The sequence below is a fragment of the Sphingomonas aurantiaca genome (assembly GCF_003050705.1).
Lineage (GTDB): Bacteria > Pseudomonadota > Alphaproteobacteria > Sphingomonadales > Sphingomonadaceae > Sphingomonas > Sphingomonas aurantiaca.
Window position 1 is genome coordinate 145,737 of sequence record NZ_QAOG01000004.1, and the last position, 22,776, is coordinate 168,512.

Annotated in this window: 17 protein-coding genes; 5 read left to right on the forward strand and 12 right to left on the reverse strand. The window is 66.4% G+C overall.

What is annotated here, in order from left to right:
• Nucleotides 1–2 precede the first annotated feature (2 nt).
• The 3 genes from C8J26_RS12355 to C8J26_RS12365 all read right to left on the reverse strand — a co-directional run bounded on the left by C8J26_RS12355 (nt 3) and on the right by C8J26_RS12365 (nt 5,524).
• On the reverse strand, nt 3–1,556 hold the full coding sequence (locus tag C8J26_RS12355; RefSeq protein WP_244185283.1) for a tryptophan halogenase family protein: 1,554 nt from the start codon (nt 1,554–1,556) through the stop codon (nt 3–5).
• Between the two features lie 44 nt (nt 1,557–1,600).
• A complete protein-coding gene (locus tag C8J26_RS12360; RefSeq protein ID WP_244185284.1) occupies nt 1,601–4,597 on the reverse strand; it encodes a TonB-dependent receptor in 2,997 nt (998 codons plus the stop codon).
• Between the two features lie 198 nt (nt 4,598–4,795).
• Nucleotides 4,796–5,524, reverse strand: a complete 729-nt coding sequence (locus C8J26_RS12365; protein ID WP_244185285.1) for a DUF6445 family protein — start codon at nt 5,522–5,524, stop codon at nt 4,796–4,798.
• A gap of 116 nt (nt 5,525–5,640) precedes the next feature.
• On the opposite strand from C8J26_RS12365, the gene C8J26_RS12370 reads away from it, so the two are divergent.
• Both C8J26_RS12370 and C8J26_RS12375 read left to right on the forward strand, forming a co-directional pair.
• A complete protein-coding gene (locus C8J26_RS12370) occupies nt 5,641–8,268 on the forward strand; it encodes a PAS domain-containing protein (protein ID WP_244185286.1) in 2,628 nt (875 codons plus the stop codon).
• A gap of 116 nt (nt 8,269–8,384) precedes the next feature.
• The gene (locus C8J26_RS12375; RefSeq protein ID WP_056411191.1) at nt 8,385–8,669 is read left to right on the forward strand and encodes a CsbD family protein; all 285 of its coding nucleotides are present in this window, start codon (nt 8,385–8,387) and stop codon (nt 8,667–8,669) included.
• A 381-nt stretch (nt 8,670–9,050) separates the two neighbouring features.
• Here C8J26_RS12375 and treF read toward each other — a convergent pair whose 3' ends face one another.
• The 4 genes from treF to C8J26_RS12395 all read right to left on the reverse strand — a co-directional run bounded on the left by treF (nt 9,051) and on the right by C8J26_RS12395 (nt 13,449).
• Nucleotides 9,051–10,655: an alpha,alpha-trehalase TreF gene (treF, locus tag C8J26_RS12380; RefSeq protein WP_425275409.1), complete on the reverse strand. Its 1,605-nt coding sequence runs from the start codon at nt 10,653–10,655 to the stop codon at nt 9,051–9,053.
• 10 nt (nt 10,656–10,665) lie between these two features.
• Nucleotides 10,666–11,043 carry a hypothetical protein gene (locus C8J26_RS12385; protein WP_208631387.1) on the reverse strand — a complete coding sequence of 126 codons (378 nt, stop codon included), beginning with the start codon at nt 11,041–11,043 and terminating at the stop codon, nt 10,666–10,668.
• Nucleotides 11,044–11,061: 18 nt separating this feature from the next.
• Entirely contained in the window at nt 11,062–11,838 is a 777-nt protein-coding gene (locus tag C8J26_RS12390) for an SDR family NAD(P)-dependent oxidoreductase (RefSeq protein ID WP_107958923.1), read from the reverse strand.
• A gap of 102 nt (nt 11,839–11,940) precedes the next feature.
• Complete coding sequence (locus C8J26_RS12395; protein WP_244185287.1) at nt 11,941–13,449, reverse strand: GH39 family glycosyl hydrolase; 1,509 nt, start codon at nt 13,447–13,449, stop codon at nt 11,941–11,943.
• 156 nt (nt 13,450–13,605) lie between these two features.
• Between C8J26_RS12395 and C8J26_RS12400 the strand changes: the two genes are divergently transcribed.
• Nucleotides 13,606–14,637 carry an SMP-30/gluconolactonase/LRE family protein gene (locus C8J26_RS12400; RefSeq protein WP_107958377.1) on the forward strand — a complete coding sequence of 344 codons (1,032 nt, stop codon included), beginning with the start codon at nt 13,606–13,608 and terminating at the stop codon, nt 14,635–14,637.
• Nucleotides 14,638–14,639: 2 nt separating this feature from the next.
• Here the strand turns inward: C8J26_RS12400 and C8J26_RS12405 are convergent, their stop codons facing one another.
• The 3 genes from C8J26_RS12405 to C8J26_RS12415 are packed head-to-tail and all read right to left on the reverse strand — an operon-like array spanning nt 14,640 to nt 19,248.
• Nucleotides 14,640–15,113, reverse strand: coding sequence for a cupin domain-containing protein (locus C8J26_RS12405; protein ID WP_208631388.1), 474 nt, complete (start codon nt 15,111–15,113; stop codon nt 14,640–14,642).
• Nucleotides 15,110–16,225 (reverse strand): Gfo/Idh/MocA family protein, encoded by a 1,116-nt coding sequence (locus tag C8J26_RS12410; RefSeq protein WP_107958378.1) that lies wholly within the window; start codon nt 16,223–16,225, stop codon nt 15,110–15,112. Before C8J26_RS12410 ends, C8J26_RS12405 begins: the two co-directional genes overlap by 4 nt.
• A gap of 38 nt (nt 16,226–16,263) precedes the next feature.
• The gene (locus tag C8J26_RS12415; protein ID WP_244185288.1) at nt 16,264–19,248 is read right to left on the reverse strand and encodes a TonB-dependent receptor plug domain-containing protein; all 2,985 of its coding nucleotides are present in this window, start codon (nt 19,246–19,248) and stop codon (nt 16,264–16,266) included.
• Between the two features lie 247 nt (nt 19,249–19,495).
• Here C8J26_RS12415 and C8J26_RS12420 point away from each other — a divergent pair, with 247 nt between their 5' ends.
• On the forward strand, nt 19,496–20,071 hold the full coding sequence (locus tag C8J26_RS12420; protein ID WP_416354494.1) for a gluconokinase: 576 nt from the start codon (nt 19,496–19,498) through the stop codon (nt 20,069–20,071).
• Between the two features lie 19 nt (nt 20,072–20,090).
• On the opposite strand, the gene C8J26_RS12425 is transcribed toward C8J26_RS12420, so the two are convergent.
• Together C8J26_RS12425 and C8J26_RS12430 are read right to left on the reverse strand one after the other, a co-directional pair.
• Nucleotides 20,091–20,768, reverse strand: coding sequence for a FadR/GntR family transcriptional regulator (locus C8J26_RS12425; protein WP_056411175.1), 678 nt, complete (start codon nt 20,766–20,768; stop codon nt 20,091–20,093).
• A gap of 18 nt (nt 20,769–20,786) precedes the next feature.
• The gene (locus tag C8J26_RS12430) at nt 20,787–22,145 is read right to left on the reverse strand and encodes a GntP family permease (RefSeq protein ID WP_107958382.1); all 1,359 of its coding nucleotides are present in this window, start codon (nt 22,143–22,145) and stop codon (nt 20,787–20,789) included.
• Between the two features lie 289 nt (nt 22,146–22,434).
• Here C8J26_RS12430 and C8J26_RS12435 point away from each other — a divergent pair, with 289 nt between their 5' ends.
• Nucleotides 22,435–22,710 (forward strand): helix-turn-helix domain-containing protein, encoded by a 276-nt coding sequence (locus tag C8J26_RS12435; protein ID WP_244185290.1) that lies wholly within the window; start codon nt 22,435–22,437, stop codon nt 22,708–22,710.
• Nucleotides 22,711–22,776: the final 66 nt, after the last annotated feature.

Consider the following 22,776-nt stretch of genomic DNA (forward strand, 5'->3'; position numbering starts at 1 on the left):
GGTCATGCCGCAAGGCTCGGCGCGGCGGCGCAATGCTGGGCGACGAACGCCGCATGGTCCTGCATCTGGTGCGCCTCGCGCGCGTTCAGCTTGTCGATCGTGTCCATGAATTCGCCCAGGTCGGCGGTCGATATCGCGTCTGCCAGGGGGTGATGGCCGTCCGGCACGATGCCTTGTCCGGCCAGCACCTGCAGCCAGCCGACTTCGGTGAACAGCTCCTCATGCTCGCGTACGATGTGACCATTGCCGCGCCACAACGCGATCTTCGCGGCCAGCGTATCGGGCACGGCCATGTCGCGGCACTGGCGCCAGAACGGCGTGTCGTCACGCTCGGTCGCCTTGTAGTGAAGGATGATGAAGTCGCGGATGCGCTCGTATTCGAAGTCGCTCTGGCGGTTGAACTCGGTGCGATCGGCCTCGGCGATGACTCGCCCCGGCAGCAGCTTGAGCAGCCGCGCGATCGCCGACTGGATCAGGTGGATGCTGGTCGATTCGAGCGGCTCCATGAACCCCGCCGCCAATCCCAGCGCGACGACATTGTGGTTCCACATCCGCTTGCGACGACCGGTGCGGAACGTGATCGTGCGCGGATCGGCCATCGCCGGCGTGTCGAGCCCGCGCAGCAGCGTGGCGGTCGCCTCGTCCTCGCTCATATGCGCGCTCGAATAGACGACGCCGTTGCCGGTCCGGTGCTGCAACGGGATCCGCCACTGCCAGCCGGCAGCGTGCGCGGTCGAGCGCGTGTAGGGCGTGAACTTTTCGCCGCGCGCCGACGGCACGGCGATCGCGCGATCGCACGGCAGCCAGTGCGTCCAGTCCTCATACCCCGTGCCGAGCGCCTCCTCGATCAGCAGCCCGCGAAACCCGGTGCAATCGATATACAGGTCGGCAGCGACGGTCGTGCCATTCTCGAGCACCAGCCCGGACACATCGCCGCTATCGCCGTCGCGCGTCACGCGGACGATCTTCCCCTCGATCCGGTTGACGCCGCGCGTCTCGGAATAGCGCCGCAGGTAGCGCGCGTAGAGGGCCGCATCGAAATGATAGGCGTACGGCATCGACGGCAGCGTGCGGGCGGTGCGCGCAGGTCCGCGTTGCATGCGATTGGCGAGCGCGGCATGCGTGTTGAGCGAATAGGCGCCGAGGTCGCCGGCGAGCCCGAGCGACCGCGCGCGCAACCAATATTGGTGGAACGGCAACAGCCCGACATCGCGGCCGACATCGCCGAACGCATGCAGGTAGCGACGGCCCGGCTTGAACCAGTCGATGAACTCGATCCCCAGCTTGAACGTACCGCCCGTCGCGCGCAGGAACGCGTCCTCGTCGAGACCGAGCGCGTCGTTGAACAGGTGGATCTGCGGGATCGTCGCCTCGCCGACGCCGACCGTGCCGATCGCATCGGACTCGATCAGGTCGATCTCGTATCCCGTCTCCAGGAACCGCGCGAAGGTAGCGGCGGCCATCCAGCCGGCGGTACCGCCACCGGCTATCACGATACGCAAAGGGTGATTGGCCATCGTCTGCGTCCCCGCCTCGAAACCGTCAGGTGCCGCCATTGCGGAGCAAGCGCGGGGCGGCGTCGGCCGCCCCGCTATCGGCATCAGAACTTGTACGTGATGCCGACATAATAATCGCGGCCATAGCGCTGGTAATCGATCACCTGGCGCGGATCGTCGTTCTGGTACGTAACAAACGGCCGGTCGGTCAGGTTCTTCGCCTGCGCCAGGATCGCGAAGTTCGCGAGCGGCCCTGACTGGAACTCATACCCGATCTGCGCATCCAGGATGCCCTCCGACCGCGCGGTGCGGTAGGTCGGGTTGGCCGACAGACCCGCGACCTCGGCGAGGAAGCTTGACCGGTAGCGATAGTTCGCGCGCGCCTGGAAGCCCCATTTCTCGAAATAGATCGTGCCGCTGGCGGTGTATTTGGACAGGCCGGGCAGCGTGATCGCCTCGGTCGGGTTGCTGCCATATTTGATCGTCGACTGCGTGTAGTTGCCGCTCGCGAACATGCCGAACCCGTCGAGCGCCGACGTGATCGCCTTGAACGGCAGCGACAAGGTCGCCTCGACGCCGAGCACTTCGCCGCGACCGGTATTGGCGGGCGAGGAGACGTTGCCGGTCGTCTGGCCCGCTGCGATCACCTGCGCCTGCTGCGCCGCGGTCAGTGCGGGGAGCAGCGCGGAGAAGTCATAGGGCAGCGAGTTGTTCGGGTCGACGAAGTCGGTCAGGTGCTTGAAATAGCCGGACAGCGCCACATAGCCGCCCCCTGCGAAATACTTCTCGAATGACAGATCGACGTTGGTCGACTGATAGGGCTTCAGGTTGACGTTGCCGCCGGTCGAGGTGAACACCGGGAACAGCCCGGCAGGCGTCTGGCCGATATTGGTCAGGTTGATCGCGACGTCCTGCGTGACGCGCTCCTGATCGAGACGCGGGCGCACCATCGTCTGCGACGCGCCGACCTTGACGAAGCCCAGCGGCACCAGTTCGACCGACATCGTCGCGGAGGGCAGTAAGTTGGTGTACTTCACCGACTGCGTCACGGGGGCGATCGTCACCGCGCCGCCGACGACGCTGGCGATCTGCCCGGTCGAGCTCTGGTCCGAATGCACCACCTGCGCACCGATCGAGCCCTTGAGCGGCTTGTCGCCGACCAGGCCGTCGATCGTGACCTTGGCATAGCCGGTCCAGATCTTCTCGAGCACGACGTTGTCGCGGACGAGTGCCGAGGGACGGCCGTCGAACGCCGAGGTCAGCGACTGGTTGTAGAGGTACAGCGGATCGAGCGTCAGCATCTGGGGGATGCCGAGATAGTCGAGTGCCACGTTCGAGCCGAGCAGCGCCTCGCTGGGGACGTTGCCGCTGAGCGGCGTTCCGCTGGCGACGGTGCAGTTGGTGCCGCCGCCGCTCGGGCAGAGGAAGTACGACGTGTACGCGCTGGTCTTCTTGCGCTGGCTGTAGTTGGCGCCAGCTTCCCAGCCCTTGACGACGCTGTCCGAAAACTCGCCGTTCAGGCTGGCGCGCAGCGACTTCAGGTCGTCCTTGAAGCTCGGCCGGTTGAGGAAGCCCGTCTGGACCACCGGCTGATTGCCGTTGTTGCCCCACCCTTGCGGATCGGTCAGCTTGAAGATGTTGGTGTTGGTGTAGTCGAGCGTCGGCGCGAAGGTGTAGGTGCCGTTGCCGTTCTGCTTGACGGTGACGGTGTCCGCCGCGCCGCTCTTGGCAAAGCCGGTGCCTGTGTTCGTCTCGAGCAGGAAGTCGGTGCGGTCCGCGCGGCTCCAGCTCGCATCGACGTTGAGGTGGATCGTATCGGTCAGCTTGAGGTCGTTGTTCCAGCCGAACGAGTAATTGTCCGCCTTGCGCTGGTTATAGTCGTTGCGCTGCACCGCGAAGACGTTGCTGAACGTCGCACCCGTGGCAAAGCCGTTGCTGACGGTCACCCCGGACACCGTCGTGCCGTTGGGCGACGTCGGCGTCGTCAGCTGGCCGGCCAGCGGGAATTCGATGCCGCGCAGGATCTGCGTTTCTTCGAAATGCGAATACAGCGCGTCGAAGGTCGAATGGAACGTGTCGGACGGCTGCCACTCGATCGTGGCGACGCCGCCATAGCGCTTCAGCTTGTTCGACTGGACATAGGGCTTGGCGCCGTTGACGAGGTACGGGTCGCTCGCGGTGCCGGTGCCGCTATAGCCCCACGCGTTGTAGCGCTCGTTCTGCGACGGCGTCTGCGTTGCGGATACGCCGATCGCGATGCCCAGCGTGTCGTTGGCGAACTTGTCGACATAGGTCGCCGACGCACGATAGCCGTAGCGCGTGCCGTCGGGATTGAGCTTGTCGATGCCGTTCATCTGCGCGCGTGCGCTGACCGCGATGACCCGGTGTGCCTGGTCGAGCGGACGCAGCATGCGCAGGTCGACCGTGCCGGCGACGCCCGCCGCGATCAGCGACGCGTCGGCCGACTTGTAGACGTTGACGGTCTTGAAGAATTCCGACGGATACTGGTCGAACTCGACGCCGCGATTGTCACCGGTGGTCACCTGTTCGCGGCCGTTGAGCAACGTGGTCGAGAAATCGGGGCCGAGCCCACGGATCGACAGGCGCTGGTCGCGGCCTTCGAGCCGCTGCGCGGTCACGCCAGGCAGACGCGCGAGCGAATCTGCGATCGACACGTCGGGCAGCTTGCCGATATCCTCGGCCGACACCGAGTCGACGATCAGGACCGACTGGCGCTTGATCTTGGCGGAGGATTCGAGGCCGGCACGGATGCCGGTGACGACGATCTCGCCGCCGCCCGGTGCGTCGTCCTGCGCCGCTGCTTCGGGTGCCGGTGCGTCCTGCGGGGTGGCCGGCACCGCGTCGGCGGGCTGCGGCGTCGGTTCGGCGGCGGTGGTCACCGCATCGACCTGTGCAGCTGCGGTCGGGTTGGCGTTCGCGGTCCCCGGCGTCACGCTCGACGGCGCGACCTGCGCGAAGACAGCTTGGCCGGGCAGGATCAGCGCGGCGGCGAGCGCGGTGGCGCTGACGCGAAGTGCTAGGCGCGTGTGCGTCGTCGGGCCGAACGTCGCGAGAGCGCGGTATGATTTGAAACTGCTCATGAAATCCCCTTCGGCGAGACGGGTCCCGCGCATCCTCAACGCTGTTTGTCAGTGTCCTCGACGTCGTTCAGGCGCGTCGATTGTCCTGGGGATGCTGTACCGCCCTCGGGGTCGTAACAGAAGAAACCAGCATACGTATTCACAGCGATGTCAGCGCTGTACGCGCCAGCGGTGCGCGTGACGTGGGCGCGCGCGCTCTCAGTCGTCGAACAGGAACAGGTTGAGCGTCAGCCGCCCCGCCAGCGGATCCGTATGCAGCGCGACCTCGGGGGGCAGATAGGCGCAGTGCAGCGTGTTCCCCGCATAGACGATCGCGCGATTGAAGACGGCGGGCTGCACCGCGATCCGTTCGTACAACGGCGTGTCGCCGGCGATATAGCCCGCGTCAGGCAGACCGTGCGTGCGCACGTCGGTGTCGAGCGCTGCCCTGTAGCGGTCGAGCCGCGACGCATCGACGGTCTCATACCCCGTCGCGCGCTGCCGGTAGAAGGCGGTGCCACCCTGTTCGCCGTGGCCGAGGAACAGCAGTACCGCAATGCGGCGTGCCTCGACTCCATCGAAATGCGGCAGCCGCTGGATCGGCGCGAGGTCGGCGGGGGCGGTGGTGACCAGCGAATAATAGCTTTCCGATACCGCCGGCGCGGGGTCGAGCGCGAAATGCTCGGCGAGCAGCGGCGCGATCCGCCGGCGCATCGTCTCCGCCAGGCGAGCCGGCACCGCCGCGCGCACGCCGGGATAATGCGGCCCGATGCTGGTCATGCGCAGGCTTGCGGCATCCTCACGCAACGCGTCGGGGTCCGGCCAGAAATCGTCGATGGCGATCAGCGGGCGTCGCTCGGTGCCCTGTTGGTGGATCGTGAGTTTGGCGGCGTCGGTCATCGGCGTACCCATGCCGCTGCCGCCGGGCGAGGCAAGGGGGAAACACATGGCGCCGTCCCGTCCGCTGGTGACAAGCGCGGCATCGCGTGCCGCCGCGGTTCCAGCGTTGCGGCGGTGGCGAGCGTGGCCTAGATGTCAGAGGCTTAGCGACAATCGAGGCAGCCTTGACCGATACGACCGACACTGCTGCCCAGACCCCCCCGATCCTGACCGCCGATGCCGAGCGCATCGCGGCGCAGGTGCTGGGTCACGACGTCGGCACCGATCCGTTCGTCGCGGCAGTGCGGGCGACGCGGATGCCGATGATCATCACGAATCCGCGCTTGCCGGACAATCCGGTGGTGTTCGCCAACGACGCGTTCTGCCGGTTGAGCGGTTATACGCGCGAAGAGATTCTCGGGCGCAACTGCCGGTTTCTCCAGGGGCCGGAAACCGATCCCGCGACGGTCGCCACGATCCGCGATGCCGTGCGGCAGGTCCAGTCGCTCGAGATCGACGTCCGCAACCACCGCAAGGACGGCGAACTGTTCTGGAACCGGCTGTTGCTGGCGCCGGTCTACGATACCGAGGGCGTGCTTGCCTATTTCTTCGCGAGCCAGGTCGATGTGACGATCGAGCGCGACAAGATGCGCGGGCTCGAGACGAGCAACGCGTCGCTGATGGCCGAGCTGACCGATCGGCTGCGGCTGCAGAAGGAGCAGGAGCGCGAATTGTCGTTCACGCTGCGGGCGGCGCGGTTCGGCACCTGGACGCTCGACATCGTCAGCCACCAGTTGATCGCGTCGGAAACCTGCAAGGAGATCTTCGGTCGCCCGATCGATCAGCCCTTCACCTATGAAGATCGGTTGCAGGCGATCCATCCCGACGACCGCGAGAAGAGTGCATCGGAAGCGCGTCGCTGCATCGCCGAAGGCACTGACTATGACGTCGTCTACCGGATCCGGCGCCCGGATGGCGAAGTGCGCTGGATCGCGTCGCGCGGTCAGCCCTTCTACAATGCCAAGGGCGAGGCGTTGCGGATCGCGGGCGTCTCGACCGATATCACCGAGCATCAGCGCAACGAGGTCATGCGCGCTGGGCTCGTCGAGCTGGGGGACGTGTTCCGCGATATCGACGAGCCCGACGACATCGCGTTTGCGGCGGCGCGGATCATCGGCAGCACGCTGGAGGCCAGTCGCGCGGGCTTTGGCGAGATCGACCTGTCCGCCGAGACGGTGACGATCGTCCGCGACTGGAGCGCACCGCAGGTAGCCCCTCTGGCCGGTACCTTCGCGCTGCGCAGCTATGGGTCGTACATCGACGATCTAAAGCGCGGCGAGGAGGTGTGCGTCGAGGATGCGCGGACCGATCCCAGAACCGGCACGACCGCAGCGGCGCTCGAGTCGCTTGACGCGCGCGCGATCATCAACATGCCGGTCATGGAGAACGGCGCGCTCGTCGCGATGCTGTATATCGGCTCGGCCAGCGCGCGGCGGTGGCGGGCGGACGAAGTCGTGTTCATCCGCGAAGTCGCCGAACGGACCCGGATCGCGACGCAGCGGCGTCGATCGGAACGGGCGCTGAGCACGCTGGCCGCCTCGCTCGAACAGCAGGTCGCGGCGCGCACGAGCGAGCTCCAGACCGCCGAAGACGCGCTGCGCCAGTCGCAGAAGATGGAGGCGGTCGGCCAGCTGACCGGCGGCGTGGCGCATGATTTCAACAATCTGCTCACCGTGATCCGTTCGGCCACGGATCTTCTCAAACGCCCCGATCTCAGCCCCGAACGGCGCGAGCGGTATATCGACGCGATCTCCGATACCGCCGATCGCGCGGCCAAGCTGACCGGCCAGCTGCTCGCCTTCGCACGCCGTCAGGCGCTCCAGCCCGAGGTGATCGACGTCGGTCAGTCCCTGCGCGTCATTTCCGACATGCTCGGCACGCTGACCGGATCGCGGATCGTCATCTCGATCGATCTCCCCGAAACGCCGTGCTTTACCAGCGTCGACCCCAGCCAGCTCGATACCGCGCTCGTCAACATGGCGGTCAACGCGCGCGATGCGATGGACGGGGCCGGGCGGATCGACATCACGGTGCGCTCGACCGGGCGCATCCCGATGGTCCGCTCGCACCCCGCGGTCGAGGGCCGCTATGTCGCGATCTCGATGTCTGACAGCGGCTCGGGGATCGAACCCGACGCGCTCGAGCGCATCTTCGAGCCGTTCTTCACCACCAAGATGGTGGGGCAGGGGACCGGGTTGGGCCTCAGCCAGGTGTTCGGATTCGCCAAGCAATCGGGCGGCGACATCACGGTCGAGAGCGAGGTCGGGCGCGGCACGGTCTTCACGCTCTATCTGCCGCAGGTCGATCAGGCGGCACCGGCCGAGGTCGACGCTGCGGGCGAGGGCCTTGCCGATGGGCACGGTACCTGCGTCCTGGTGGTCGAGGACAATGCCGAAGTGGGCACCTTCACGACCCAGTCGCTCGCCGAGCTCGGCTACAGCACGGTGTGGGCGGCGGACGCGCAGGAGGCGCTCGCCGAACTCGCGGCCGATGCGACCCGGTTCGACATCGTCTTTTCGGACGTGATGATGCCGGGCATGAACGGGATCGAACTCGGCAAGGCGATCCGCGAGTCCTATCCGACGCTGCCGGTGGTGCTGACCTCGGGCTATAGCAGCGTGCTGGCGCAGGACGGCACGCACGGGTTCGAACTGCTGCACAAGCCCTATTCGGTCGAGCAGCTTTCGCGGATCCTCAGCCGGGCTGCGGGCTGCGGGCTGATCGCGAGCGGGGATGCGGTGAACCGTCCCTAATCCGGATCGTTCGCGGATCGTAATGACGCCCGCGACGTTACCGACACGCTGCATCCCCGAACGAAGCTTTTATAATCGAAGCTTTTTCGGTCCGTTAACATCCAAGGAGACGATCTATGAACACCGACACGCTCGCAGGCGCCGCAACCGATTTCGGCGGCAAGGCCAAGGAAACGCTCGGCACCGCAACCGGCGATACGGCGCTGAAGAGCGAAGGCGTCGCGGATCAGCTGAGCGGCACGGTTCAGAAGACCGTCGGCCAGGCCAAGGACGTCGTCGAAGAGAACGTCCGCCCGCTGGTCGACTATGTCCGCCAGTTCTCCAAGGAGCGTCCGTTCGCGGCAGCTGCGGTCGCCGGCGTGCTCGGCATCGCGCTGATCAACACGCTTCGCGGCAAGTGATCGTGCGGCCGGCGGGGGATGTCCCTCGCTGGCCCGTTCGATAATGTAAAGACCGGTGATACCGGGTGCCAGCGAGGCGCCGGACAATCGCCCTACCGCCGCGGAAAGAGGCCGCACCGGATGGACTATAGCGACTACGACACAGAATTGGACGAACCCCGCCACCCGCGCGCCGACGAGGACTGGGACGGTGTATGGGATTCGGATGACCGCCCCCGCGAGCGGCCCTACGCAGCTGGATTGGCGATCGCGCTGGTCGTTGCCGCTGCCACCTTCGCGATATTGCGCAGCGGATGGCGTCGCATGCCGTCTCGACCCGACCCCGTCGTGCCCTCTGCCGCAGAAATCTTCGTACGGCCACCACCGCCGCGCTGATCGCCGTTATTTCCCCGGGTTTTGATCCCGCACTGCGAAATCGGGATAGCGGTCGAGGATCGCGCTGGCGACGCCGTTGGTCCAACCAAAGCCGTCCTGCACCGGATACTCGCCCCCGCCGCCGGGCGTGCGCTGCTCGATATTGTACTTCTCAAGCATTTTGCCGGTCTCCGCATAGGCCGCGCCTACCGTCCCGATCCAGCGGCGCGCAATGTCCTTGGCAAGTGCCGGTTCGCCATTGGCGTCGAGCCCGGCGATCGCGATCCATTGCAGCGGCGCCCAGCCATTGGGCTCATCCCATTGCTGCCCGGTCTTGAGCGTCGTGGTGCGCAACCCGCCCTCTGCGACCAGCGATCGGCGCACCGTCGCCGCGACCGACTTGGCCTGCGGGGGCGACGCGAGCCCGACGAACAGCGGGTGCAGCATCGCAGCGTTGACGCTCGCGGTCGGCTTGCCGGTCGACAGGTCCCAGTCCGCATAGCGCGCGGTCGCCGCCTGCCAGAGATAGCGGTCGATCGCGGTTCGGCGCTGTGTCGCGCGCGCTGTGAACGCAGTGGCGCACGCCCCGTCGCCTGCAGTGCGGCAGCGCGCGGCGATCGCGCGCTCCATCGCGAACATCAGGCTGTTGAGATCGACGGGGACGATGTCGGTGGTGTGGATCGTCGTCAGCGACTGCGGATCGCGCAGCCAGCGCGAGCTGAAATCCCACCCGCTTTCCGCGCCGGCGCGTAGATCGCGCTGCGTCGCCGCGGCGGGGCGGGGGGCGGCCTTGGCGGCGGTCGCGACGTCCTCGGCATAGGATTCGTCGCGCGGCGTATCGCGGTCGTCATAATAGCGGTTGAGCACGCTGCCGTCGGGCATCCGCACGACGCGCAGGCATGCCCGCCTGCCGGCTGCACAGGTTTCGCCCTTCATCCAGAAGGCGTGTTCGGTGCGCAAAGCCGCCAGCCGCCGCTTCGCGATTGCGGGGTCGGTGTTGGTCGAAAGATCGAGCATCAGCGCGTAATAAGGCGGCTGCGAGCGGCTGAGATAATAGGTCCGCGTGCCGTTCGGAATATGCCCATACCGCTCGATCAGGCTCGTGAAATCGTCGAGCATCGATTCCACCAGCGGTTGCTGGCCATCGACCTTCAGCCCCAGCATCGTGAAATAGCTGTCCCAGTAATAGATTTCGCGAAAGCGCCCGCCGGGCACGACATAGCGGGCAGGAAGCGGCAGCGCGGAGCTGCCCGCAACGGGTATGACCGGCTCGCGTACCAGTTGCGGCCAGAGCGCGCGGACATGCGTCCGGAGATCGCCCGAGCCGCGATCATTCTCGCCCGGCACGACGAAATTGGCGAGCACGAACGCCTTCAAGGCGGGGCCGTAAGGCTTGGTCCGCGCATAGGCTGCCATGATCGTGTCGGCGGAACGCTTGGGCACGGCATCGACGAACGTCTTGCCGTCCGCGAACACGTGCTGCTGTTGCACTGCGCGGAACAGCGCGCCGTACACGTCCGCGGGTGACCGCGCGGTTGCAGCCTCCGCCGCAACCTTCGGTGGGGGTACCGTCTGCGCCGGGGCCATCGCCGCGACCGAGGTGAGGGCAGCAAAACGGCAAAGAGTCTTCATCACGTCGCAATCATCCCGGTAGAGCGAACGATCCCGCCAATGCAGCGCGAACGATCGGCAAGGCGCATATCAGTAGTCGACCGCGGCGCCGAACCGGATCGACCGACGCTGGCCGTGGTGGCGTGATGAGATCCGGATCGGGCCGGTACGCTAGCACGAACGCGATCACCGTTTCGGCCGGCATCTCGCACGGGCGCAGCACCGGCCCGTCCGCCAGCCGATAGAGGTTGAAGCTCACCCGTCCGGTCCCGCCAAGCTGCTCTCCCCATAGCCAGCATCGCCGGCGATCCGCCGCCATGTCCAGCGTCACGCCCCAGCGATGGCCCGCATATCGGCCTTCGCTATAGCCGATCGGCAGCTGGTCGAGCGCGGCGAGAAACTGGTCCACGGCGCCGTGCCTCCAGTCTCAGAGCGTGTCGAGCACACCGCCATCGACGCGCATCGCGGCGCCCGTGGTGGCGGAGGCGAGCGGCGAGGCGAGGTAGACGACCAGGTTCGCGACCTCTTCGACGGTTGCGGCGCGGCGGATGATCGAACTCGGGCGGTGAGTCTGCACGAACGCCGCGGCAACCTCGTCGATCGGTTTGCCCGTCTTTGCGCGTTCGTCCTCCAGCATCGCCTCGACGCCTTCGGACAGCGTCGGCCCCGGCAGCACCGAGTTGACGGTGACGCCGGTGCCCGCCATCCGCTTGGCGAGACCGCGGGCCAGCGCGACATCGGCCGTCTTGCTGACGCCGTAGTGGATCATCTCCACGGGCACGTTGAACGCGCTTTCGGACGACAGCAGCAACAGGCGACCCCAGCCGTTCGCCGCCATCCCCGGCAGATAGGCGCGCGCCAGCCGCACGCCGGCCATCACGTTGACCTGCCAGTGCCGATCCCAGGTCGCGTCATCGACGTCGAAGAAATCAGCGGGCTGGAAGATTCCGAGGTTGCTGACGATGATGTCTGCGTTGGGCACCGCAGCGACCAGCGCGTCATGGCCCTCGACGTTGCCTAGGTCCGCCGCCACTCCGCGCGCCTTGCTGCCGAGCTTTTCGACCGCCGCATCGACTTTCGCCTGGGTGCGGCCATTGACGATGACGGTGGCGCCCGCCTGCGCGAGCCCCTGCGCGATCCCGAAACCGATGCCTTCGGTGGAGCCGGTGACGAGTGCGGTCTTGCCGGAAAGATCGATGAGCATGGCGAACTCCTGCTGCATGCGCGCGCGTCATGCGCGCGCAACTTGGCAACCAAATCCCCGAACATGACGAAAGTGTCCGCGCGTGCCGCGCCAGCGCAGGGTTTAGGCCGGTGTGAGTTCGACCATCACCACGTCATGATCGCGCATCGGCAGGTCCAGCGTCGCCGTCCCGTCGGCATGGACACGCACCGTGCTGGTCATCAGCGGATCCTGCGTCGTCGTCTGCAGCCGTGCGAGCTGTGCCTTGGTCAGTACTGTCGGACGGCCCATCTCGAGATACGCGGTATAGGCGTCGTTCTGGCGAAAGCCCGTGCGGCGTATCGTCACGCGGTACGACCCGGGCTTCAGGCCGCCGACCTTCATATCGATCGGCGCCGCGCGCGCGGGAACGCGGACCTTGGAGAAGAACGGGCGATTGCTCACCGGCTGGTCGGGCAAAACGTCGCGCCACGCGAGCAGCTGGATCGTCCGCCCCTTGATCGCCGCGATGCTCTGGTCGTCGCCGGTCGGCAGCTCGCGGTCGCCCAGTTCGGCGAGATATTTATACGCGAACCAGGTCGCCTTGCGCACGCCCTGCGGCGTCATCAGCCCGAAGCCGCCCTCGAACGGTTTGGTCTGCGGGCCGGGTTCCTCGAACAAATCGCTGAACGTCCAGTAGCTCATGCCCTGCGCGATGCCTTCGGTCCGCCTCAGCTTGCCCAGGATATACGCCGCGCCGAGATAATCGTCGTGGATCGGATCGCGGGGATTGTAGCTGGTGCTCCACTCGGTGAAGAACAGCGGCAGCCCGGGCCGACCGGCGGCATCGATCTGCGCGCGCACCGCACGCACGTCCTTCACCACCGCATCGGGATCGCGTGACAGCTTGTTGTCGCCTTCGCCCTTCTCGTCGAGAAAACCGCCCTCGACGCCGTAGGTGTGCGTGCTGACGAAATCGACCGGCAACGCCTGCGCCTTCGCATAGGCCAGGAATTCGGGGACCCAGGCTGCCCCCGCGGTCGAGGGGCCGCCGACGCGCAACGCGGGGTCGATCGCCTTGATCGTGCGCACGGTGCGCCCGTAATAGTCGAAATAGGCGGCCTGATCGCCATCCTGCCAGAAGCCGGCGAGATTGGGTTCGTTCCAGAATTCGAAATACCAGCTGCGAACTTCCTTCGCGCCGTAGCGGTCGACAAGGTGCCGTGTGAACGCGTCGACCAGCGCGGTCCATTTTTCGGGCTGCGGATGCGACGTATTGCCCTTCCAATAGAAGATCGTCTGGTCGGACGTCTTCATCGCATCGGGCGTGAAGCCGAGCTCGATGAACGGCTTGAGGCCCAGCGAAAGCAGGCGATCGTACAGGGTGTCGATCTTGCGCCAGTCATAGACGGGCGCGCCGTTCACCTCGCGGTACACGCCCAGCTGGTCGGCGAACACGTTGTGGAAGCGGATATAGCGAAAGCGGAGTTCCTTCTGGACGGTGGCGAGTTGCGCCAGGCTGTCCTCGCGCTGCAGCGTGCCGGGGAAATCGGCACCGACCGACAGTTCCGCCATCCGGTCGCGCGGCGTTGTCCGGGCCGACGCGTCGATCGCAATCGTCCGCGCATCGGCCGCCCAAACCGGGACGGTCACAATTGCGCTCAACGCTAGTGCTGCGGCATATCCGCATTTTGGTATCGACACCGTCATCCTCCCGCTCTTATCCATGTCTCTTGAGCGATAGCGCTACCAAGTGCAACGCGGAGGATGTCGGCAATGTCGTGGGGACCAGCAGGACGGGACCATCGTATGCCCGCGCCACCGCGTCGTTTGGCGGTCGACCGGCGCAGCGTCCTGATCGGCGGGCTGGCGATGCTCGGCACCGAAGGACCGGGACTGGCGGCGGCGGCTCCGGCGGTCGTGCCGCGGATCACGCGGATGTCGCCGCCGCTCGATCGGATCATCGCGCCCGATGCGGTGATCGAGACGATAGCCACCGGGATCCGCTGGGCGGAGGGACCCGTGTGGGTGGAGGCAGGGGGGTATCTGCTCTTCTCCGATCCGCCCGCCAATATCGTCCGGCAGTGGCGCAGCGGCGGGCCTGCGACGCCGTTCCTCGATCCCTCGGGAGCCTCTGGATCCGATCCGACCCGCGTCCGCGAGCCCGGCGCCAACGGCCTCGCGCTCGACCGCGAGGGCGGGCTGCTGATCGCCAACAGCGGCGGCCGCTCGATCGACCGCGTGGATCTCGTCACGCGCCGCCGCACCGTGCTGGTCGACCGGTACCGCGGCCGGCGGTTCAACAGTCCCAACGATCTGCACGTCGCGCGGAGCGGCGCGATCTACTTCACCGATCCGCCGTACGGGCTGGTCGGCGGCGATGCGTCGCCGGACAAGGAGATGGCGTATAATGGCGTCTATCGCTGGACCCCGGGCGGCGGCGTCGACCTGCTCGACGACAGCCTCACCCGCCCCAACGGGATCGCGTTGTCGCCCGACGAAACCCGGCTCTACGTGTCGGTCTCGGACGAAGCAGCACCGCGGATCATGGTCTATGATCTGGAGTCCCGCACGCCCGACCTGTGGCTCGATCTCAAACCGATGCACGCGCGCGGCGGCGCTGGCCTGCCCGACGGCATGAAGGTCGCGCGCGACGGCACGATGGTCTGCTCGGTGCCGGGCGGAATGATGATCCTGACGCCCGAAGCCGAACCGCTTGGGCTGATTTCCACCGGAGCGCCGATCGCCAACTGCGCGTTCGGCGAGCAGGGGCGCGTGCTGTACCTGACCGCGAACGACCGTGTTCTCCGCCTGCCGTTGCGCGCCGGCTGGCAGGGCTGAGTTCAGCGGCGAACCGGCAGCTTGGTGCCCAGCAGCACCAGGCGACCACCCGTGATGCCGAACCAGTGCGGCACCCCCGCCGGGATCAGCATGACGTCGCCGGGTTTGAGCGTCCGGGTCGTTCCGCCGATGATATGGTCGCCCTCGGTCAGGTCCGGCTTGACGGGTTTTGCAGCCTCGAGCGTTCCGCCAGAGATCAACGTCCCCGCACCGGCGATGACGATCGCATATTCGGCCTGATCGGGATGCACGGCCGGGCGCCCCGGCGTCTTCCAATATTCGAGCGCGGCGACCGTCTCGCCGTCGCGCACCAACGGCTGCCACGCAAAGCCTTGTCCCGGTTTCATCGCCTTCGCCATCGCCGCAACCTGCGCCGTGACGTCGACACCCGACGCGAACGCGGTCGGATCCGTCGTCTGCGCGATCGCGGCGGTCGAACCGAACGCCAGCAGCGTCACAAGCATCCGCGCGATCATGCGCGGCCGTCCAGACGAATGGTCCGTCCCTCACGAGCGGATCGATAGATCGCCTCGACGATCCGCATGTCGCGCAGACCCTCTTCGCCGGACACGATCGGCTCGCGTCCGCTGCTCACGCACGTGGCGAGATGGTCGAGCTGGCCCGCGAACTGAGTCTTGCCGGGGCCACCGGGCGGCAGGACAGCGCGCTCGCGGCCGTCCTTGCCGACCCACATCTGGTTGCCGTCATAGCGCGTTGCCGGTTCCAGTTCGATCCGGCCGGCGTCGCCCATCAACAGGATGCGGTTCTGGTTGGCGCTGTACATCGACTGGCACCCAGCCATCGCGCCCGAGGGGAATTCCAGCGTCCAGTCGAGCATGTCCTCGACCTCCGTAAAGCGCGGATCCCTGCGGTCGGTGGATTCGCGCGCGGTCACCGCGATCGGCTCCTCGCCGATCATGTAGCGTGCGGCCTGAAGGCTATAGATGCCCATGTCCATCAGCGATCCGCCGCCGGACAGTGCCCGCTTCAACCGCCATTTCGCCGGGTCGCGCTGCACGAAGCCGTGCTCGGACCGGACGTAGCGGATCTTGCCCGCGGCACCCGTACGCGCCAGCCGCATCGCCTCCAGATTATAGGCCTCGAAATGGCAGCGATAGCCGATCATCAGCTTGCGGTTGGCGGCCTTGCACGCCGCGATCATCGCCTCGCATTCCGCGACCGAGACCGCCATCGGCTTTTCGCACAGCACATGCTTGCCGGCCTTGGCCGCGCGGATCGTGTACGCGGCATGCAACGCGTTCGGCAGGCAGACATAGACGATGTCGACGTCGGGATTGTCGCGGATCGAATCGAACGTTTCGTAGGAATAGATTCCGCTAGCCGGCAGGCCGTGCGCCGCCGCGACGCGCCGCGCCTTGACGGGGTCACCGCTGACGACCGCCGCCAGCCGGCTGTGCGTGCAATTGGCGAATTGCGGGATGATGACGTCGAGCCCGTACGACCCGAGCCCGACGATCGCATAGCCGAGCTTGCGATCGGGCCGGGTCGCGCCGAACGCCGCCGCGCTGCCGGCACCGATCGCGAGGGCTGCGGCAGAGAGAATGAGGTCGCGTCGTGCAATGGTCATGGAGCTTGGCCCGGCATGAGAGTGGCAGAAATCCGGTGTCAGAACCGTGCGCGCACGCCGATCCGATAGAACCGACCCAGTGTATCGTAGAGTGCAGGGTTTACGTCGAGCCCCGTATTGGTCTGCGGCGAAGGTTCGGGATCGTGATCGAACAGGTTGTCGACCTTGAAGAACATGCTGACCTGCTTGGTAACGTTCAACGCACCGCCGACATCGAAGTAGAACGCGCCCTTCATCCTGTTGTAATCGATCGTCGGATTGTTGGCGGTCGATACCGGGCAGTTGCCGGGCTTGCACACCACATATTGATGACCGATCACGCCATCGCTGAACCAGCGCTGTTGCAGCGTGATGCTGAACCGGTCGTTGTCATAGCTTTCGGTCGCAAGCCATTTCCAGTCGGGGATCGCGCCGGAATTCGCGCCCGCCGTATCCACCGGAATCGTGCCGGGCAGGCCGGGATCGGTCACGAACTTGATGACGTGGGTGGCAAGGGCCCGGACCGAGAAGGTGCCGTCCATCCCCAGCGGCTGGCGCCACTGGTAGCTGCCCTCGATGTCGAAGCCCTTGGTCTTGATCGATGCCAGGTTGAAGGACTGCACGTTGACGAAGTTCGGTCCGGCCGCGTTCTGCAGATTGAACGCGCTGCAGGTGTCCGTATTGCCCTGAAAGCACAGGTTGACGATCTGCGCCGCCGACAGGCTGGAGACGACGTCGTTCACCTTGATGTCGTAATAGTCGAACGACAGGCTGAGCCCCGGCAACCATTTCGGCCGCGACAACACGATGCCCGCCTCGGTGCTGCGCGCGATCTCGGGACGCAGCGCCGAATTGCCGATGGTGTTCTGGATGATCAGCACCTGCGTATTGCGGAAAGGATCGGTGAAGTTGGGGACCGTCGTCGTGGTCGGTGCCGCAAACAGTTCCGACAGGTTCGGCGCCCGCACGTCACGCGACGTCACCGCGCGCAGGCGGAACCCGTCGAGCGGCGTCTCCCATGTCCCGCCAACCTTCCAGGCGTAGACGACACCCGAGGTCGAATAGCGCGTGGCGCGTCCGGCCCCGTTGATGTTCGCGCGCCCCAGCGTTTCCGAATTGAGGATCGGAAGGTTGAGCTCGAGGAAGCTCTCGAGCACGGTGTATCGGCCCGTCCCGTTCTTGTAATTGCCGGCGTACCAGTTGCTGCCGACGGTCGAGTTCAGGTTCGGATCGCTCGGATACAGCGCCGAATTCGGGCTGAGGGCCGAGACGCCCGCGCCGTAGGGATCGGCGTTCACGCGGTAGAATTCGCGGCGCCATTCGATGCCGGCTGCCAGCGCGACGGGGCCTGCCCATAGCGTGATCGGTTCACCCGAGATGCTCCCGGCGGCGGCATCCTGCGTCTGCTTGGTATGCTGGAATGGACCGGCTTCCGGCGTGATATACGCCAGCGCACCCGCAGACGGCGTAGCGCCGCCGAAAATGTTGATCGGTTGACAGCCGGCGGCACGTGCGACCGCATCGGCGCAGACGATCTGACCGTTGATACGCGTGGCATTGATCGCCTGGTTGTAACGGCCGGTCAGGCTGACGTTATCGACGTTGATGTCGGTGATGTTGGTGCCGTGCTCGTACGATGCGTCATAGGTCCAGCTGGTCCCGATCAGATCGGCCTTGCCCTTCAGGCCCCCGACGAAGCGATATTGGCGGCGGTCGGTGTTGACCTGGATGTTGGGCAGGATCGCGTTGCTCAGCCCGTACGAGAACGTGGTGATGCCGTTGGCGGCACAGGCGGCCGAGATCGAGGCGGGCAGATAGGGGTTCGCGCACTGGATCGTCAGTCCGGTCTTGGAGGCGCCGGGGTTGGGCTGATTGTGCGTCTTCACCTGCGCGACGTTGGCGGTCATGTAGACCTCCATATCGGGCGCGACGTCATAGCTGATGCGGGTATAGCCGTTGAGGCGCTGGATCGCGGATTGCAGCGATGTGCCAGAGCCGACATGCCCCGACTGGTCGCCGCCGACGCAGAAACCGACATAACATCCCGTGACCGTCCCCGCCGCGTTCTTCGCGGGAACGCCGTTGGACCCGTATTGGAACGCGAACGGCTGGCCGTTGGCGTCGAACGCCGTTCCTTGCAGCGGCCCCGCGCTGATCAGGCCGTATTTGGTGTATTGATAGGCCTGGCCGTGGTCGCGGTACAGGAACTGGGGCGAACCATTGTTGCGGATGCCCGTGTCGACCAGGGTCGTCGCCCGGTACCAGTCCCGGCTGCCGGCAAGGTCTTCGCCGAAATTGCCGGGTCCGACACCTTGTTCCTTGGCATATTCGCCGCTCAGGATGACGTGCAGCTTGTCGTTCGCGAAGCTCTTGCCGACCGCGGCCTGCACCAACACCTGGCCATCGTCGCCATAGGTGGTCACGCCCGTCTGGACGTTCGCCTTGAACCCGGTGAACTTCGTGTCGGTGATGAAGTTGATCACGCCGCCGACCGCGTCCGATCCATAGGATGCGGACGCGCCGCCCGTGACAATGTCGACCCGCTTGATGAGGAGTTGGGGGAACTGGCTGATGTCGGGAACGCCCGTCACATTGGCGCCGACGACGCGCTGGCCGTCGAGCAGGGTCAGCGTCCGGATCGTGCCGAGACCCCGCAGCGAGAACGAGCTCAGCCCTTGCGCACCGCTCGACGTGCTGAACGTCCCCGTGCTGGCGCCGGTCGAGCCCTGGAGCGACGGCAACTGCGCCACCGTCGTGAAGATGTTGGGTTGCGCGTTCTTGAGGATCTGTTCCTCGCCGATCACTGTCGTCGGCGTCGGCGCGTTGAAGCCGCTCGACGTGATGCGCGTACCGGTGACGACGATGTCGCTGACGGAGGCGGGCGCCGGCGTGCCCGCGGCCTGATCGCTGACCGGGGCAGGGGGCGGGGTAGCGGTTTGGGCCGAGACTGGCGCGCAGGCTAGGACCGCCGCGAGCGCAATAAGGCTGATAGCGATACCATCCATCCGTCCGAAAATCCGCGGGTCGCGTATGGCCATCGTCATCCGTCCATCCCCCATGCGCATGGTACGAGCCGGTTCTCCGGCCTTGTCCGTCCATCGTGTCGGCAGCGGTCTACGGCATTGCAGCCCGCGCGGCATCTACGACCAAGGTCGCACTTCGCCCCGTATCGCCGCGTGCGGCCGTCCTCTGCGGTCGCGCGGGCTAGGACGACTGCGACAAAGGTCGTAATGGCCAAGCCCCCGCCGCCGCCCGATAGCGGTGGCGCGGAGCAGTCGATGAGGGTGCGTGGTGCAAGCAGAACGACAGATTTCCGGAAACGCGCGCGGCATCGTCGTCATGGGCGTGAGCGGCAGCGGCAAATCGACGCTGGCGGCCTATCTGGCCGAGCAGCTCCACTGCCCCTTGCTGGAAGGCGATACGTTCCATGCGCCGGCGAGCATCGCCAAGATGCAGTCGGGTCACCCACTCGACGATGCGGACCGGTGGCCCTGGCTCGATCGGCTCGGGAGAGCGCTCGGCGAAGCGGCGCTGGGCGCGCAGGCCGACCATGACGGCCTTGCGGTGGCCGCGTGTTCTGCGCTCAAACGCAGTTATCGCGAGCGTCTGGCCGCGGCTTCCGCTGTGCCGTTGTCGTTCGTGTTGCTCGATACGATGCCCGCCGAAATTGCGCGCAGACTTGCGACGCGGTCGGGGCATTACATGCCGGCAAGTCTGCTCGACAGCCAACTCGCAACGCTCGAGCGGCCGACAGCGGACGAAAACGCGCTGATGCTCGATGCGGGCCGGACCCCGGATGCGCTCGGCAGCGACGTGCTGACGTGGCTGGGGATCACCATCCCTGGGTCGGCGCAGCCGCCCGGCTGACGCGGCGCACCGGCACGCGTCAGGGCATGAGGCGCTTGCGGCCCTGCGACAAATGCCAGCGCATCGCCAGCGCTGCCCCGTCCGCATCCTCCGCGCGGATCGCCTCGACGATCGCGTCATGCTCCTCCATCATCGCACCGATCACCTCCGGCGGGCGCGAGCGGGAGATGTCGACGCCGGCGCGCAGGATCCGCATCACCTCTTCGTGGAGATGGTCGAACACCAGCAGGAACGCGGCGTTCGCAGTAGCTTCAACGATCGTGCGGTGGAGAATCCAGTCCTCGTCATGCGCCGGCGCATTCGACAGCAGCGCACCGCGCAGGGCTTCCAGCGCACGCTCGATCGCCTCGAGTTGATGATGCGACCGGCGTAATGCGGCCAGCCGTGCCGCTTCCGCCTCCAGCACGAACCGCACCTCGTAGGTGCCGAGCGTCGTCGCCAGTGCATCCATCGGCATGTGCGTGCCGAGGCGCTCCGACGGGCGCCGCTTGACGTACGACCCCGCGCCGCGCCGCGCCTGTGTGATCCCGTCCGACGCGAGCCTCGCCAGGGCTTCGCGGACTATGGTTCGGGACATACTGAACATCGTCGCAAGTTGCGCTTCGGACGGGAGGCGATCGCCGACCGCCAACTTGTCGTCGGTGATGATCCGGACGATCGCCGTATAGGCGCGGTCCGCGAGCCGTAATTCGGTCATGAGCGGCTCCTGGCTGCGTCAGACGACATGGCTGAGCGCCATCACCAGCGCGAGGCCGACGACCGAGATCGCCGTCTCGAGCAGCGACCAGGTGCGGAACGTGTCCGCGGTGCTGGTGCCGACATAGCTCTTCACCAGCCAGAAACCGGGATCGTTCACATGGCTGAAGAACACCGACCCCGCGCCGATCGCCAGCACGACGAGTTCGGGCGACACGCCCGAGCTTGCCACGACGCCGGGCATGATCCCGATCGCGGTGATCGTCGCCACCGTCGCCGACCCCGCGGCGAGCCGGATCGCGACCGCCACCAGCCAGCCAAGCAGCAGCGGCGATATCGCGTACATCATCACCGTCCGCGCGAGCAGATCGGACAGGCCCGCGGTCACCAGCACCTGTTTCAACGCGCCGCCCGCGCCGATCGCGAGCAGGATCGCGCCGGCCGCGCCCATCGTCTCGTGCCACACGGCCTCCTGGATCGCCGATTCACGCAGCCGGCGACCGAACAGGACCGGCAGCGCGAGGAGGTTGGTCAGGAGCAGCGCGACGACCGGATTGCTCGCCGCGACCAGCCCCGGCGCGCCCTTCCAGGCCGGGACCATCTGGCCGAGCTCGCCGGTGGCGATCAGCACGACCGGCAGCATCACGATCACCAGCGACAGCATCCGCGAGGGCGTCGCGATTCCAAGACCGGTGTCGCGCAGGACGGGCGAGGCCAGCCGCACGCCGCGCGTCGTGAACTTCGCCAGCACAGGGCCGGCGACGATCGCGGTCGGGATCGCGATGAGGATCCCGTACAGCATCGTCAGCCCGAGATTGGCGCCCAGCGCCTCGACCGCGAGCAGCGGGCCGGGATGCGGCGGGACGAGCGCGTGCACGACGCCGAGCCCCGCGAGCGCGGGCATGATCAGCCGCAGCTTGGCCTGGTCACGCGCGGCATCGCTCGTGCCTGCGGACATCGCCGACATTTCCTCCGCCGCCGCGACGACGATCGGCAGCAGCAGGACGAGACCGGTTTCGAAGAACAGCGGCAAGCCGATGACGATCGCGATGCCGAGCGTCGCCCAGGGCGCGGCGCGCGTCCCGGTCAGGTTCAGCGCGCCCTTGGCGAGCGACGCGGCGGCGCCCGAAAGATGTAGCATCGCGCCGAGCGACAGCCCCAGCGCGACGACCAGCCCGGTGCCGCCGACGATGTCGCCGACGCCCTTCTGCACGGCCTTGGCGACTTCCGGCAGCGGCAACCCGGCGAGCAACCCGACGGTGAACGCGCCGCACAACAGGCCGATGAACGGATGCAATCGCCCGCGGACGATCATCAGCACGGCGAGCAGGATTCCCGACAGCGCGGCAACGATCAGCCTCAGATCGCCGCCGATCATCGGCGCCTGTCCCCGGTCCGTACGCGGCGCTTGCATGGTGGCGACATCGACATCCTTCCCCGCGATCCGACGGCGTGTTCGCCTGTCGAGTAGAGTCAATCTGTAGGACAGCTATTCGCGAACTGCCATCAGAAAAGGCTTGATAGCGCTATAAAGAGCGGAGCATAGTATAAACCTGTCCAACCGAATCTGTAAAAAGCAGGCTGGTGGATCGGGAGCTTGGACCTTGCTGTCGCGGCGTCAGACCGCGGAGCGAAAAGCTGCGGCACAAGAGCCGAAACAGTGGAGGATGATCATGGAAGCGACTGTTCGGGATGCTTACCGACCCCTGCGCACACCTGCCGATACGGCCGCCGGGACGCGCTCTCCGGAACTGACCCCGACGCAGATCAAGGTTCTCCGCGGCGTGCATTCGGGGTTGCTCAACAAGCAGATCGCCTATGACCTCGGCATCGCTGAAGCGACGGTCAAGGCGCACATGACCGCGCTGATGCGCAAGCTGAACGTGCGCAATCGCACGCAGGTGGCGATCGTCGCGCAGACGCTGGTGCTGCGCACCGCCTGAACGGCCCCGGTCATCGGACCTGCAACCGCGACATCGATTTTTCCGCAATCACCACCCGCAATCCGG